Source organism: Streptomyces sp. NPDC088354, assembly GCF_044753585.1.
Lineage (GTDB): Bacteria > Actinomycetota > Actinomycetes > Streptomycetales > Streptomycetaceae > Actinacidiphila.
This window is the reverse complement of record NZ_JBIVNJ010000026.1, coordinates 19927-34271: the sequence shown is the minus strand read 5'-3', so window position 1 is coordinate 34271 and position 14345 is coordinate 19927. Positions and strand designations below refer to the sequence as shown.

Genomic DNA, 14345 nt, shown 5'->3' with positions numbered 1-14345 from the left:
GGTGGTGAGCAGTCTGCTCACCACCGCAGCGTCTGCACACGGTTCACCGCCGTCATGCCGGCCCTCCACGTGGTAGGGACCGGACCCGTTCAGCCTCGGAACCGGCCCTCGCACGCCATCGGCGACAACGAGCGCCGGCTTCCCGGAACCTGTGCGGCGACTGCGCGAAGCGGTGCGAGGCCGGGCGGGCGGGCCCGGTCCTCCTCGCGCCAGCGCCGTACCGCGAGCCGACGCGAGACGGTGGGGGCCCGATCACTGCATGATCGTGCGCGGCAGGTGCCTCGGGTCGGCCAGGCAGTAGTAGAACTGGAGGACGTAGCCGCGCCCGATCTGGATCCGTGTGGGCTCGTAAGCGAGCGGATACGCGCCCGGGTCCGCCTCGACAAGCTCTCGGAGCTCCACCGCGGTCCAGCTTCCGCCACCCGAACCGCGCTCGCCGCCGCCGACCGTCAGCAGCGCCTCCACCGGGCCGCCGCACTCGCCGCAGCACAGCTCATCGTCGGGTTCCGCCGGGTCCCGGAAGGTGAACTCCGCCGGCCATCCGCCCGCCTTCCAGCCGGGCGCGACGGACAGCTCCCACTGGTACTCCAGCGACGCTCGCTTCGACCAGGCCGTGATGCGCTGCTGCAGCTCCTCGCCCAGCAGATGCAGCGGCGGGAACTCCAGGATCTCCTCCGGCTGCAGGAGGCACGGCTGTGGCACATGGTCGTCAAGCTCCACGTATGCCGGCTCCGGCGGCTCGGCCAGCACTTGCCGCACCTCGGCCGCCGCCCGCCACCGCAGCTGCACCGCGGGCCAGCAGCCTTCGATGTCCGGCAGCGGCAGCCACAGCACCTGGAGTACGTCCGTCCCTTCCGGGAAGGGCAGCCCCGGCACGTCGCGCGCGTACAGCTGCGCGACCGGTATCAGCGGCATCGGCCCGGACGACGTGATGTCCTCCGCGTCGTAGCCGTCCATCAACCGCGTCACGGCGAGTCGCTGCGCCGGCGTCGGTTCGGGCAAGGTCAGCAGCGTACGCAGCTCCCGTATGTCCGCGAGCGTCGTCACCGGCATGAACGGCGGACCCGGCGACTCGAATACCGGCCACTCCTCGTCAGCGGGCCACAACAGCGGCCCGCCCACTGAGCTGTCGTGCACGGTCGGCGCCCCCGGCACAGGGTGCAGCCGCACCGCCGTGCGGGCCGACCCCGCCAGCTCCGGAAACTCCACGCTCACGTCCACCGGACGCGGCGGTGTCGTACGCGCCATGCCTCCCCCTCAGCGTTTACCGCCGCCCCTTCCAGCGACAGCGCCCACCATCAAAGCACCCCCCTGTGACACCCTGGAGTCCCCCACCGGTGCGGCTCGCCGCACTGGAGCTTCACCACCGGCATCGCCGCCCCGGTCAGAGGCGCGGCATCCCGCTCAGCACGCCCGCCGAAGGGCGAATGATGCCCGGAGCGGGCCGTCTTCCCCGCCCAATGTACCGGGACGGTGAACATCACCGGTGACCTGTCGCACGCCCGGCCGATCGCCAGGTCAGCCCACCGATGGGGGGCCTTCTGAGGATCCCCGACCGGTCGGGGCGGCGAAGTGTTCTCGTGACGCGGTAGTCGGCGAAGTAGGCCGGCAGAAGGGTGCCGAGGTAGCGCTCCTTCGACGTGTTGTCGACGACCTCGAGAGTCCCGGACATCCGGGCCTCCCACACCCGGCCCGCCTCGGCGGCCTCAGGCCGGTCCGGCCAGCGCCGGACGAACACGGCCATCTCCTTGGTGGCCGCCTCCATCAGTTCCGGTCCGTATACGGGCGCGGTGTCGTAGTGAGGACCAGTCCGTCGAGGCGTTCGGGGTGGTCGAGGCCGAACTGCAGCGCGACGAAACCGCCGTGCGAGTGGCCGAGGAACCAGGCGGTCGGTGCCCCGAGGCCGTCGAGTACGGCCGCGGCGAAGCGCGCGTAGCGGGACATGGAGTAGTCCCCGTCCGGCAGCAGGTCGCTGTCGCCCGCCCCAACGGGGTCCAGGTAGACCATGGTCAGATGCTTTTCCAGAGCGGGTATGCGCAGGTACTCAGGGTGTATGCCGGGGCCTCCCGAGTGAACGAGGCACACCGGCCCGGTCCCCCGTGACCCGGTGGACCTGGCGCACCCCGTCGACCATGACGGTGCGCACCTCGGCGGCACGCTCGCCGTGCTCCGCCTCGTGAGGGATAGCGTTCATACCCACACGATGCGGTGGCCCCTCGGAATGGTTCGATCGGCCTTCAAGATTTTTTGCGGGGCGCCCCGGCGGTCGCGCGGGTGGTACAGGCGCAGTCTGTCGTCACCCTTCGCGTCCAGGAAATGCACCCAGACCACGCTGGGCGGGCAGTGGAACGGGTCCTCCGGCGGGCTGCTGATGGCAGCCTCCCAGATGACCACCTCACGGCTCGCCACCACGTTCAGCAACTTCTGACGCACGCCTTCAATCAGAACGACTACGCGCCCCTGATTCGGCGCCCACGTCACGCAGCCCTCTGATCTCGGCTGCTGTTGTCAGCTGCTACCTGGAGCGTGCGGAGGCGGGAGGGTCCACTCGGACGGCCTCCGCGGCAGGGACGTGGTGCGGGCGCAGACCCAGCACCAACCCGAGGATCAGCACGGTGATGCCCAGCCATACCGACGGGCTGGGCATGCCGCTGCCGGAGATGCCGCCGACGGCCGCCGCGGCCAGCGGCGCGATGCCGGTGAGCAGTCCGGCCCGCCCGGATCCGACGGCGCGGACCGTCGAGTACCACAGGACGAAGGCGACCGCTGTCACCATCAGCGCCAGATATCCGATGGCGGCCCACTCGGGACCGGTCAACTCCCGCGCCGCCGAGGGACCTTCGCAGGCCGCGGCGAGAACGGCCAGCAGCGCGGCGGCCATCCACATCGCGTGCACGGACACCCCCCACGGGGAGTGCCGCCGCAGGACCGGAACCGCGAGAAGGGTGAAGGCGGCCTCGCAGGCCAGGGCCAGCGCCGCCCAAGCCACCCCGACGGCGTCGGTGCGCCCCGTGCCCTCCACCAGTACCGCTCCCGCCACGACCACGGGGGCCGCCAACAGGAGCCGCCGGCTGGGCCGGCGCCGTTCCAGCGCCGGGCCCACCACCGCGAGGACCACCGGTACGCACGCGACCGCGACGGCAACCGCCGCGGGCTCGGCGTGGTCGACGCCCCGGATCACGGCCACGTTGAACAGCAGCAGACCGGTGACGGCGATCCCGGCGAGCCACAGCCACTCCCGTCCTCGTGGCCACACCAGGCGTGTACCGGCGAGCCGGGCGACGACGAGCAGGATCACGGTGGCGATCGCGTAGCGAATCGCCTGCGGGGTGAACAGCGGGGCGTCCACGAGGGTGTGCGAGACGGTGACGCTGCTGCCGACCAGCGCCATCCCGATCATGCCGGGCACGAGCGGGGCGAGGGAAGCGGAAGGTGTGTGCATACCGCTCACGCTGCCTGCACAATGGACTTCATGGACAGGTCCACAAAGGCGTCGGTGGAGGGGTCCAAACAGACGGAGGATGCAGCGGACGAGGTGCCGGACCGCGCTACTTCACCGGGCTCGGACTTCCTGCAGCTGGAGATCGGCCGGGTACCCGCAGGCGGGCGCACCGCCTGGCTCACGGACCAGCTACGGGCCGCCATCGCCGACGGCCGGCTGCGTGTCGGAGCGAGGCTGCCCGCCAGCAGGGTCCTGGCGGAGGAGCTGCGCGTCACCAGGGGCGTGGTCACCGAGGCCTACCGGCGGCTCGCCGAGTCGGGACAGATAGCCGGTCGGGGCCGGCTCGGGACCGTGGTCGTGGCGGCTCCCGCCGCTCCGTACGGACGCGCACACGACATTCCGGGGACCGGAGCGGGATCCGGGGCCGCGATCTTCACTTCCGGGGACCGCGAGGGCGTCGTCGACGTGCTGCGGGCCACGCCCTGCCGGATCGACCTGTCACCGGGTGTCCCCGACCTCGCCGCCTTCCCGCGCGCCGGGTGGTTGCGCGCCGAGCGTGCCGTCCTCGCGGACGTCACCCCGGCCGACTTCGGCTACGGCGATCCCAGGGGCGCACCCGCCCTGCGCCGGGCGGTCGTGGGCTGGCTGGCGCGCAACCGCGGCATCCGCGCCGACCCCGACGAGGTCGTGGTGGTCGCGGGCGTGGCCCAGGCTCTGAGCCTGCTCGCGCGGCTTCTGCTGGCGGACGGCATCCGCCGTGTCGCCGTCGAGGACCCCGGATCCCTCGGAGCGCGCCAGCAGTTGGAGTACGGAGGCCACTCGATCGTGCCCATCCGTGTGGACGCGGGTGGCCTCGACGTCGGTGCGCTGCGTGCCAGTGGCGCCCGGGCGGTGCTGCTCACCCCGGCCCACCAGTTCCCGACCGGTGTCGTCCTCGACGGGGAACGCCGCCGAGAACTGCTGGGCTGGGCCGCCGAGGGCGGGGTGGTGATCGAGGACGACTACGACGCCGAGCACCGCTACGACCGGCCGCCGGTGCCCGCGCTGCGCTCGTTGATGCCCGAGGGGGTCTGCTACGCGGGCAGCGTCTCCAAACTGCTCGCGCCCGCACTCCGCATCGGATGGCTCCTCGTACCTCAGGACCGGCTGGACGCCGTCGTGGCGGCCAAGCGGTACGCCGACCTGGGCAACGGCGTCCTCGCTCAGCTGGTCCTCGCCCGGCTGATGGACTCCGGCGAACTGGAACGCCATCTGCGCCATGTCCGGGGGCGCCACCGCAGGCGCCGCGACGTGATGCTCAAGGCCATCGAGGAGCACCTTCCCGGTGCCCGCGTGCACGGGACAGCCGCCGGCCTGCACCTCATGGTCACCTTCGGCGACCGGCCCGACGGCGCCCACGACTCCGGCCTGTGCGACGGCGCCCTCGCCGCGGCGGCCCTCGACCGGGGCGTGAAGGTCCATCCGCTGTCCTGGCACCGGATCGGCTCCGGGCCGCCCGGCCTCGTACTCGGCTACGCGGCGGGCCCGGCGCACGACATCGAGCGAGGCATCGCGACCGTCGGTGCCGCCCTGCGCGGACTTCTCCCCTGACGCCAGTCCGACTCAAGTCGTGGGACCCGCGCAGTGCGTGCCGCCGAGCTGAGCCGGCGGATCACCGCCGTCGACCGGGTCGCTCGCCGCGATGATCAGGCGTTTGGTGCTGTGAACAGTGCCTGGACGGTTTCGGTGGCCAGGTCGCGCAGCCGGCTGTGGGCGCGGTCGCCGTCGTAGCGCTGATGCCACAGCAGGTACAGGGGGACCTCGGGCAGCGGGAGTGGCTGCGGAAGCGTGACCAGCCCGAGTTCGTCCCTGGCTGTACGGGTGACCGCGTCAGGAAGGGTGACGACCAGGTCGGTGCCGAGCACGAGGCGCAGCGCGAAGGCGGCGGTGGGGCCGGCGGCGACGACGCGCCGCTCGAGGCCGCGGGCGGTCAGGGCGTCGTCGATCGGATCGCGCAGGCTTCCCCGCCTCGACACGGTCAGGTGCTCGGCGGCCGCGTAACGCTCGAGGCTCAACAGGCCCTCGGTGAGCGGGTGGCCGGGTCGCACGGCGACGAGCAGCCTGTCCTTCCGGCCCTGCGCGGGGCCGGGGCGGTGTGGGACACCTTCCCCGGCGTTGAGGACCCCGACGACCCCTGGGCTGAGGAGGAGTTGGGAGGCGGTTGTTCGGGGCGGTGGGCGACCGTCTCGGGCTGTCGCTGCCGCGTCGGGAGATCGAGAAGGGACTGCTGCCCGCGGTGGTCTTGACCTCGCCGTTCTGAACCGGAGCAGCGGGGCGCCGCGGCTCTCGACGCGACGCCCCCTGTGGGCGAGGTGGTGCGATGGGTTGTTCGCGATCGTGGGTGCACTTCCGGATCGCGCCGTCGTAAGAGCACGCCGCGCTCATGCTCGTACTCGGCCGGCACGGGTCCCCGTCCGGCAGAGGCTGGTTCGGGTTGAAGGATCCGAACCCGGCCACCGAGCCGCTGTTGTCGTAGCTGCCCCGCCGCTGACCGGGTTCAGACGGCCCGCGAGCGAGGACACGCCGCTGTCGTAGGTGGAGTGAACGTACGGCCGGACCCTGAGCGATCGCCCGTTCCCCAGGACGTATCCGACGAGGGGGTAGCCGCCCTGGTCAGGCGGCAGGGCTGGACCTGCCGAGTCCCGGCTCGCCACGCGATCGAACGGGACGAGGCGGCGGTGGTGAACTCCTGATGGTGGCATTGGACCGCCGCACCGAACGGGGCGACGTCGTCGCTGGAGCCGGGACGCAGGCGCACCACCGGAACGCCGGTACACCCTCCTCAAGCCTCAACCCGCACGAGGCAATTCACTGGTGGCCATGCCCCGAGAAGGGCCGCGCATCCACCCGTTACCGGGAGGGGCTGACGCGCCGCCGTCCTGCGAGGCCGACGGGCCGCTCAGGCGCCGATGCGGGGCGGTGTGGCAGTGCCGTGGACCCGCTTGGCGTGCGCCGCGTACTGGCGGCGTGCCATGGCCGGGGCGAGTAGCCGAACGGGCAGTGGGGCCGCCGCGAGGACGGCCTTGACGACCTCGGGGTCGCCCTCGTACATGGCCATTCCGAAGACGAGCGCCATGTCCTTCTTCGGGGTGACCGCCGTGCCGTGCTCCGCGAGCTGGTGCCACTCCTTCTGGGTGAGATGCTTCTCGACCAGCGGCAGGATCTCCTTCTCTTCGAGCGCCATGTGCTCCACGAGGGCCGTCGTCAGCCTCTCGAACGCGTCAGCGAGCCCTTCGCCGCCCTGCGCGGTTGAGCGCCAGTGGTCGAGCAGTCCGGTGACCTCCGTGTGCCCGTCCTCGATGGCCTGGTGCTGCTGCTCCATGGTCGGCACGATGGTTGCCGCCTCCGCTCCCCCGCGCTCCACGAGTCTGGGCCACAACAGCAGGTCCTCGCCCCCGTGGTGTTGGTGCAGGACGGCGCACACGAGAGCGGCGTGGGCGCCGACAACCTCCGCGCGCCGGGTGTCGCCCGGTGCGACGGACCGGATGAGGTCGGGAAGCAGCCGGAATTCCCGGCGCAGCCCCGCGTGGGCCATGTACATGTCGCGTGTGTCGGCCATGGGTTCATTGACGAGTGGAGCCATTTTCTCTTCCTTGTATCGCGGCCGCGGCTCCCGTCACGGGGTGCGGCCGTTCTTCATTGAGCGGGCACGACTCCGTCCACGGCCGGACCGCAGGTCAAGCGGTGCGGATCACGCCGCTTGCTCTGCCGGAAACGCAGAACGGGCCGCAGCCGCCAGAGGAGCATGCCCATCGGACGCGTCCCACCGCATCGGCCAGATGACCTGACCACGCGGCCCAGGTAGGGATGACGGAGCGGTCTCAGGCGACAGGGGCGTCGAGGACCCACCCCCTGGACTGTGCCGTTCTCGCGGTCGGCGCAGCTGCCGGGTTCAGGCCGGACGGAACCGCCGCGACGAGGTCATTGCCGGTCCAGGTCGGCCAGGGCGTCGCGCAGAGCCGCGCGGGTGGTGATTCCGAGCTTGGGGAATACCTGGTACAGGTGGCCGCTCACGGTGCGGTGGGACAGGTGGAGCTTCTCGGCGATCTGCTTGTTGGTGAGTCCGGAGGCGGCGAGGTGGGCGACCTCCGATTCCTGTGGCGTGAGCGCGGCTGAGCCCGACGCACGCCGGGCTGACCACCCGGCTGCCCTGAGTTCACGTCCGGCCCGGTCGGCCCACGGCCGCGCGCCGAGCTCCTCGAAGATGTGCAGCGCCGCCAGCAGTGCCCTTCTGGCAGCGCTGGTCATTTTCGCTTTCCGTAGCCGTTCGCCGTAGGCGAGGGTCACACGCGCCCGTTCAAAGGGCCAGTCGTCGATGCCGGGAAGCGACAGAGTCCGCTCGAACAGCGCCGTCGCCTCGTCGTTCGCCGTGGCCGCCAGGGCCGCGGCGCCGCCGACGAGCAGCGCGAGGCGCGGTGAGACGCTCGCGGTCCCCGCTTCCTGGACGGCCCGCACGTGGGCGGTTGCCGCTGCCTGGCGGTGGGTGCGCACGGCCGCTTCCACCAGGTCCATCACCACCCAGAGGGCATGGGGGACGTAGCGCGCCAGCGTGCCGGCGGGGCTGATGGCCTCCGCGTGCCGGAAGGCGCTCTCGAAGTCCCCATCCGCGAGGGCGGTCAGTACCCGCAGGTGCGCGGCAGCGGTCATCATCTGGCCTGCCCCACGGGAAACGGCCCAGGACGTCATCGCGTCGGCTGTCTCCGCGGCGGCACCCAGGTCACCGCGTGCCGCCGCGACAAGCGCCTTCTCGTACCGGAAGTACCAGGTGTAGGACGGGTAGTCGACCTGCTCCCTGAGCAGGAGACCTTCGTCGGCCAGGCGGATCGTCTCGTCCCACCGGCCGGTGTTGAAGGCGTCCTGGCACAGGAGCGGAAGAACGCCGAGTTTCTTGACGGGCAGACCCGCGTCCTGCTCCTGGCTGTAGATGCGGCGGGCAGCGTCGCGCGCCCCGGGCAGCCTGTCCACGTAGACGCCCGCGGTGCCGACGCGCACGATCCTCGTCGGATCGCTCTCCTGGGACAGCCCGGCGAGCAGTTCGTCCAGGCCGCGCAGCGCGGCGGCGCTGACCCGTGCGGGATCGCCGAGTGCCGCCGCGGACACCGTCATCACCGCGGACACATCGGGCACACGCTCCACGATCCCGTGGAACGCCTGCCACAGTTCCTGCCGACCGCCGAAGTGGCAGAGCAGCATCAGCACGTAGAGGGCTTCATCGAGCGCGGGGTCGTAGGCGTCGCGCCGGTGGAGCGTCTTCTCGATGGCGTTGACCATCACATGGTGGGCCATGTCGATGTCCCCTGTGCCGTTGAGCATCAGGTGGACCGCGGTGGCCGCTGAGTAGAGGGAGGCGTGGTCGTCGGTCCCCGCTTGCCGGGCGCCTTCGAGGAGGTGGGAGGCGTTGACCAGTTCGCCGGTCGCGTCGGCGCTGATGAAGGCTGCCTGGGCGAGTCGGCGGGCGCGGTCGGGTGCTGCGGGGCTCAGGTGTCCGGCTCGCGTGAGGGCCCGGACGGCGGCGAAAGCGTCACCACGTGTGACCACCTGGTGAGCGCTGCGTTCGAGGAGGGCCGCGACCTCCTCGTCGGGTTCCACGGACGCCTCGCCCAGATGCCACGCCCGGCGTTCGAGCTGCTCGTGCAGCACGTCGGCGATGGTGCGGTGTGCCGCGCGGCGCTCCGCGGTGGTGGAGGCTCCGACGACCGCCGAGCGGATCAAAGGATGGCGGAAGCTGAGGTGATGGTCGCCCTCATCGATCCGGACCAGGTCGTCGTGTTCGGCGGGGCCCAGATCCACCAGCGTGGCCTCGACGGAAGGAAGCCGTCCCGCGCGTTGCAGGAGAGCCAGGTCGCCGGTCCCGTCCAGCGCGGCGATCAGGAGCAGACGGCGAGAGGCGGGAGGCAGGCCCGCCGCACGCGCGAGGAAGAGGGCTTCCAGACGCCGGCCCAAGGGCAGGACCTCCGGAAGGCGTTCCAGTGCGGCACGCTGGGGTCCGGTCAAAGCGGTGGGCAGCTCCAGCAGCGCGAGCGGGTTGCCTTGGGCGGCGGTGACGATCCTGTCCACCACGTTCCCGGCAAGATCCGGGTGACGGAAACCGACGAGTCTGCGTGCTGATCGGTGGTCCAGCGGCAGGACCTCGTGTTCGGGCAGGCCCGCACCGTCGAAGAAGCTCCCACGCCCCCTGCGGGCCGCGGCCAGGAAAGTGACGGGGGTGCCGGCGAGTCGGCGCGTGACAAGGCCGAGGATCACCGAACTGGCCCGGTCGATCCACGGAAGGTCGTCCACGACCAGCAACAACGGCTGTTGCGCGGCCGCACGACGAAGCAACGCCAGTGTGGCATTGGCGACGACGAGGCCGCGGGGTGGCGAACCTGTACCGAAACCCAGGGCCACCCGCAGCGCCTCACGGTAGAGGTCGTCGAGCGCCTCGATCTCCTCATGGAGGGGAAGCAGCAACTGGTTGAGACCGGAATACGTCATATCCGTCTCGAATTCCGCGCCCACCGCCCGCAGGATCCGGACACCGGCCGCCGAAGCGCGTTGGGCGACCGCGTTCAGCATGGCGGTCTTGCCCACCCCGGGCTCGCCCGACAGCAGCAGCGCCCCCGGGGCGTCGGCCGGACGGTCGAGGAGGTCGTCGATCAGTGCGAGGTCCTGCCGACGCCCGACCAGATTCTCCGGTTCGCAGTCGTGCGAACGGTGATCGCGGCTCACGAACGTCTCCCAGTTGCTTCGGATCATGCAGGGTGTACAGCGTCGGTCCACCCCGGTGGTGCAGTTGTTCCGCCGCTGCGAGGCAGCCGCAACGGGTCCGGAAGCCCGTGGAGCCCGCCGAGGGCGGGATCCTGGACCGGACCGCGGTTCGCGCCGGCCCCGGTGAGGCACCCACTGTCCTCTGAACGCCCACTGCCGGGGTTTCGTGCCGGGCGCGGGCAGGGTGCCGGGCTCCTCACGGGGCTCTCCGTGCTCGGCGCGTGTGGGGGTCGCCGGCCTGTTCGCCACGCGACACGTCCTCGGGAGTCATGGAGGAGCAGATCGACGCCGATCCCGATCGGCCGGCCTGCCTGCTTGCGTGATGAGGCCCGGATCGGTCGGTGGCGGGCTCCCGCGCTCCCCCGGTCAGGGTCCGGGGCAGTCGACCGAGGAGCCCGAGAACCGGCTGGACGCGTCGGCCGATCGGCACGGCCGGTGTGTGGGGAGAGTGCCGACGACCGCGGCACGGGCGAGCGGGTCCGTCCGGTCGGGCAGGGTGTCCGCGGTGCGCAGAGGGCATCCGCGCCCCTCGCCTCCCAGCACGTTCATCCGCACGCCGCCAGATAACGCGACATGCCGATGGCCGAATCCACCACTCGGCGGGCGAGTCCGTCAACCCGGTCGGTGGTCCATCTCCGTGTCTCTCCTCCGAGTGTCACAGCGGCCATGACGGTGCCGTCCGCGGCAAATACAGGAGCGGCCAGGGTGCTCATGCCGTGACTTCGTCCTTCGTCGACGAAGGTCCAGCCGCGCCGGCGAAGCTGCTCCAGGTGGCCATCCGGGGTTTCTGGTTCGACGCCCGACGACGGGAAGGAAGCGAATCCGTCGCCCCGGGCGATCCTCAGGGCATTCAGGTCGTGGGCCATGAACACATGGCCCGCGGCACTACCACGCAAAGGCTGCACGCGGCCTACGTGCCCGGGGCAGGGAAGCGCGTGAAGTGAATGCGCCCAGAACAGGGTCACGTGGTGGCCGTCCTGGCGGATCTGCAGACCGCAGCATTCGCCGGTCCGGTCCCGCAGGGCCGGCAGCAAGGACCTGGCCGCTTCCAGGAGGCCCGAGGCCCCGTCGGCCGAAGCTCCCCACTGGATCATGCGCAGCCCGACGCTGTAGAAGGAGCCGTCACGCTGCAGCAAGTGCCGGTCAGCCAGTTCCGGCAACAACTCCATCACGGTCGACGACGGCACGTCGGCCAGGCGGACGATGTCCGACACGTGCAGGTGCGGCGTTTCCACCGAGAAACAGTCCAATATGCGTGACGATGCCTGGAGTACTTGCGCGGCAACGTTTTCGGCTGGTGTCTCAAATGCCGTCACAGTTGCCTCCTACGGGTCACACCCGCCCTGCCCGGTGGCTGAAGTCAGTCCATATCGGAGAGTGTCCCGACGTTGTTTCCATCCAGGTGATCGCCGCCCTCACGGGAGCGCGGCTCATGGAGATATTCCGCCGTCTTTCCGCGACGGGCATGCGAGGCCTCTCCCTTTCCGGATCGCCATGAGCCCCTGTGGTCATGTGCCGACACGGAATCTCCGATCCGGGTCCTGTTCGAAGCCCGAGCCCGGTGATCGCCGTGATGGTGGTGAGCGTACGCATCGACACGCGGCGGAGCATGAGTAACATGACCTGTTTTTCCTTAGCGCTGCCCCGGTCATCCCGCTCGGCGAAGCCGGTTGCCGTCGCCCTGCCGCTTCGCCGAACGGTGGAAGCGGCCGGCGTCGGCGGGGTCCAGGCTCATGACGGGCCACGTGGACGCACTCCAGTGCCGCGGCCTCATCGCGGACGGCTCCGTGTATGCGCGCGTTCGCGTCCACGCCCGGCATCAGGCCGGATCACCGGAGATGACGAGGGTGCGTGCCAGCAACAGGGCGATGTCGTCGTCGGAGGGCGTCCTGGCCACGACTGTTTCGATGACCGCCGAGCAGAGACTGTCGAGGTCCGGGGCCGGAGAGGCGAGAGCGCCGCGCAGTCGTTCAAGTCCTTGGTCGATGTCGGAGCCGCGGCGCTCGATCAGGCCGTCGGTGTACAGGGCGATCAGGCTGCCCTCCGCCAGTTCCGTGTCGAGCGATTCGTAGGCGCCCAGCCCCAGTCCGATCGGCGCACCGGCGGGGACATCGGCAAAGGCGACATCACCGCCTGGCGAGACGATCGCGGGCGGCGGATGTCCCGCACTGGCGATGGTGCAGTGCCGGGTGCACGGATCGTAGACCGCGTAGACGCAGGTGGCGCCCATGACAGGTGACGTGAACCCGGTGTCGTCGGGGTGGTCCTTGGTCATGTCTACGACGAGTCGGTCCAGGCCGGCCAGTACCTCAGGAGGTGACAGCGCCCCGTCGGCCAGAGTCCGGACGACCGTCCGCAGCCGTCCCATCGTGGCCGCCGCGTTGAGGCCGTGGCCGACGACATCACCGACCACCAGGGCCACTCGCGCGCCGGTCAGCGGAATCACGTCGAACCAGTCGCCGCCGACGCCGCCGTGGGTGTCCGCCGGCAGGTAGCGCGAGGCGACCTCGACGGCGCTACCGCCCCACAGCTGATCCGGGAGCAGCTCACGCTGCAGGGTGAGGGCGGCCGCTCGTTCCCGGCTGTAGCGGCGCGCGTTGTCCAGGCTCAGCGAGGCCCGGTCGGCCAGCCCCTCGGCGAGGAGCAGGTCGCCCCTGGTGAAGGGGGAAGGGTTCTCCGTGCGGACGAAAACAGCGATCCCCAGCATCGTTCCGCGCGCATGGAGCGGAACGATCATCAAGGTGTGCATCCGCGTCTGCCGTATGACCCGGGCCCGGGTCGGGTCGTCGTCGAGCCATGTGCCCGGGGAAGTGTCGAGCCGCGGCTCGAAGTACGGCTTGCGGGAATGGAGGACAGTGGTGAACGGTGATGACGGGGGGACGAATACGGGAGTCCCGATCTCCGCGAGAGACTCCGGGAAATCGGGGTGGATCGAAGCCGCTCCGGCTCGGCGGAAAACGGGGATGCTGGTGTCCGTGGAGTTGAGGCGTTCCAGCGGCTCCTCCCCGAGGGGCACCACGTCGGCCAGATCGACGGTCACATAATCGGCGATTCCGGGCACGGATGCATCTGCCAATTCCTGAGCCGTTTTCATTACGTCAAGGGTGGTTCCAATGCGGGTTCCCGCGTTGCTCAGCATGTTGAGTCGCCCGCGCGCTCTGCTCTTCGTGACATTGACAGCCATGGTGCAGATGCCCACCGCTTCGCCGTCCGCGTCGTCGAGGCGGAATATGGAGACCGAGTAGACGCGTGCCTCTTTCTCCCGTGTCGCAGGCCTCCACAACTCGTGATCGAGTACCGGAACCCCTCTTTCCAGGACGCTGCGCATGACAGCCTGGAGAAACATGGGGTTGTCCGTGGCCAACAACTCGGCAACGTGGCGTCCGACTTCCGGCCCGAACCGGAACGGGCTCTCCCGTTCGCCGCTGTCGTTGAACCAGGTACATCGCAGGTCCCGGTCCCAGACGACCATGCCGATCGGCGAACGCTCCATGAGCGCTGTCAGAACCGACGGGTCAGGACGTGTCGGTGCCGGGGGCACGGCTGAACCCGCCGACCACACGAACAGCTTTTCTTCGCTGTGGGCGAGGTTCAGGGGGACGGCCCGAAAATCCGTCAAGGCTGTACGGCCGTCGCGGCACCTGATCTCCACCGTCCCGGACCAGGGACGGCCGGATGCCAGCTGACAGAGGCAGTCCGAGTCGGCGGGAGCTGCCAGAAGTCGTCTGGCGGGATGGTTCAACACCTCTGCTCCCTGGTAGCCCCAGAGGCGTCGACCGGCCTCGGTCCACGCGATCACCGTCAGATCGGCATTGACCACGGCCACTACATCGACCGGTTGGCAGACCCTTTTCGCACCCGGCGGGGCCACGGGCTGATGAGCGGACATGTATCGACACCTGCCCGTCGGTTTCGTAGCTCCTTCCATGCTTCCACAGCTTCTACGGCTGGGTATCCGCCGTAGGTCCGGCGCCCGGGTACTGCTCCGGCCTCGCGGGCCATGCCTCGCAGGACCCGGCCTCCACATCCGGAGCGACGCCACCAGGGCGCTCCGTCACCGGTCAGGGATGGGTGCCTCCCGCCCCTCCCCCGGCCACTCGGGACGGACTCGATGGGT

General features: G+C 70.4%; 11 protein-coding genes and 1 pseudogene. 2 read left to right on the top strand and 10 right to left on the bottom strand.

What is annotated here, in order from left to right:
* Positions 1-252 precede the first annotated feature (252 nt).
* The 5 genes from ACIP98_RS29435 to ACIP98_RS29415 all read right to left on the bottom strand — a co-directional run bounded on the left by ACIP98_RS29435 (position 253) and on the right by ACIP98_RS29415 (position 3442).
* Positions 253-1248: a hypothetical protein gene (locus ACIP98_RS29435; protein WP_401978847.1), complete on the bottom strand. Its 996-nt coding sequence runs from the start codon at positions 1246-1248 to the stop codon at positions 253-255.
* Positions 1249-1480: 232 nt separating this feature from the next.
* Positions 1481-1765, bottom strand: a complete 285-nt coding sequence (locus ACIP98_RS29430) for a hypothetical protein (protein ID WP_401978846.1) — start codon at positions 1763-1765, stop codon at positions 1481-1483.
* Positions 1765-2085 carry an alpha/beta fold hydrolase gene (locus ACIP98_RS29425; RefSeq protein WP_401978844.1) on the bottom strand — a complete coding sequence of 107 codons (321 nt, stop codon included), beginning with the start codon at positions 2083-2085 and terminating at the stop codon, positions 1765-1767. The genes ACIP98_RS29430 and ACIP98_RS29425 overlap by 1 nt, the downstream gene beginning before the upstream one ends.
* 105 nt (positions 2086-2190) lie before the next feature.
* A complete protein-coding gene (locus tag ACIP98_RS29420) occupies positions 2191-2433 on the bottom strand; it encodes a hypothetical protein (RefSeq protein WP_401978843.1) in 243 nt (80 codons plus the stop codon).
* Between the two features lie 82 nt (positions 2434-2515).
* Positions 2516-3442, bottom strand: coding sequence for an EamA family transporter (locus ACIP98_RS29415; RefSeq protein ID WP_319660925.1), 927 nt, complete (start codon positions 3440-3442; stop codon positions 2516-2518).
* Positions 3443-3463: 21 nt separating this feature from the next.
* Between ACIP98_RS29415 and ACIP98_RS29410 the strand changes: the two genes are divergently transcribed.
* Positions 3464-5032, top strand: a complete 1569-nt coding sequence (locus ACIP98_RS29410; RefSeq protein WP_401978841.1) for a PLP-dependent aminotransferase family protein — start codon at positions 3464-3466, stop codon at positions 5030-5032.
* 95 nt (positions 5033-5127) lie between these two features.
* On the opposite strand, the pseudogene ACIP98_RS29405 reads toward ACIP98_RS29410, so the two are convergent.
* Positions 5128-5550 (bottom strand): annotated as a pseudogene (locus ACIP98_RS29405) (LysR substrate-binding domain-containing protein); the annotation flags it as partial.
* Between the two features lie 471 nt (positions 5551-6021).
* On the opposite strand from ACIP98_RS29405, the gene ACIP98_RS29400 reads away from it, so the two are divergent.
* Positions 6022-6174, top strand: a complete 153-nt coding sequence (locus ACIP98_RS29400; RefSeq protein ID WP_401978839.1) for a winged helix-turn-helix domain-containing protein — start codon at positions 6022-6024, stop codon at positions 6172-6174.
* A gap of 206 nt (positions 6175-6380) precedes the next feature.
* Here ACIP98_RS29400 and ACIP98_RS29395 read toward each other — a convergent pair whose 3' ends face one another.
* The 4 genes from ACIP98_RS29395 to ACIP98_RS29380 all read right to left on the bottom strand — a co-directional run bounded on the left by ACIP98_RS29395 (position 6381) and on the right by ACIP98_RS29380 (position 14117).
* Entirely contained in the window at positions 6381-7040 is a 660-nt protein-coding gene (locus tag ACIP98_RS29395) for a hemerythrin domain-containing protein (RefSeq protein ID WP_401978838.1), read from the bottom strand.
* A 362-nt stretch (positions 7041-7402) separates the two neighbouring features.
* Entirely contained in the window at positions 7403-10189 is a 2787-nt protein-coding gene (locus ACIP98_RS29390) for an ATP-binding protein (RefSeq protein WP_401978837.1), read from the bottom strand.
* Between the two features lie 584 nt (positions 10190-10773).
* Complete coding sequence (locus tag ACIP98_RS29385) at positions 10774-11544, bottom strand: IclR family transcriptional regulator C-terminal domain-containing protein (protein WP_319660930.1); 771 nt, start codon at positions 11542-11544, stop codon at positions 10774-10776.
* Between the two features lie 503 nt (positions 11545-12047).
* Positions 12048-14117 (bottom strand): SpoIIE family protein phosphatase, encoded by a 2070-nt coding sequence (locus ACIP98_RS29380; protein WP_401978836.1) that lies wholly within the window; start codon positions 14115-14117, stop codon positions 12048-12050.
* Between the last annotated feature and the right edge of the window lie 228 nt (positions 14118-14345).

What these genes read in the sequence shown, in the direction of transcription:
- ACIP98_RS29410 (WP_401978841.1), top strand. Translation starts at nt 3,464, where the DNA reads ATGGACTTCATGGACAGGTCCACAAAGGCGTCGGTGGAGGGGTCCAAA.
- ACIP98_RS29435 (WP_401978847.1), bottom strand. Translation starts at nt 1,248, where the DNA reads ATGGCGCGTACGACACCGCCGCGTCCGGTGGACGTGAGCGTGGAGTTT.
- ACIP98_RS29395 (WP_401978838.1), bottom strand. Translation starts at nt 7,040, where the DNA reads ATGGCCGACACACGCGACATGTACATGGCCCACGCGGGGCTGCGCCGG.
- ACIP98_RS29415 (WP_319660925.1), bottom strand. Translation starts at nt 3,442, where the DNA reads ATGCACACACCTTCCGCTTCCCTCGCCCCGCTCGTGCCCGGCATGATC.
- ACIP98_RS29430 (WP_401978846.1), bottom strand. Translation starts at nt 1,765, where the DNA reads ATGGAGGCGGCCACCAAGGAGATGGCCGTGTTCGTCCGGCGCTGGCCG.
- ACIP98_RS29380 (WP_401978836.1), bottom strand. Translation starts at nt 14,117, where the DNA reads ATGTCCGCTCATCAGCCCGTGGCCCCGCCGGGTGCGAAAAGGGTCTGC.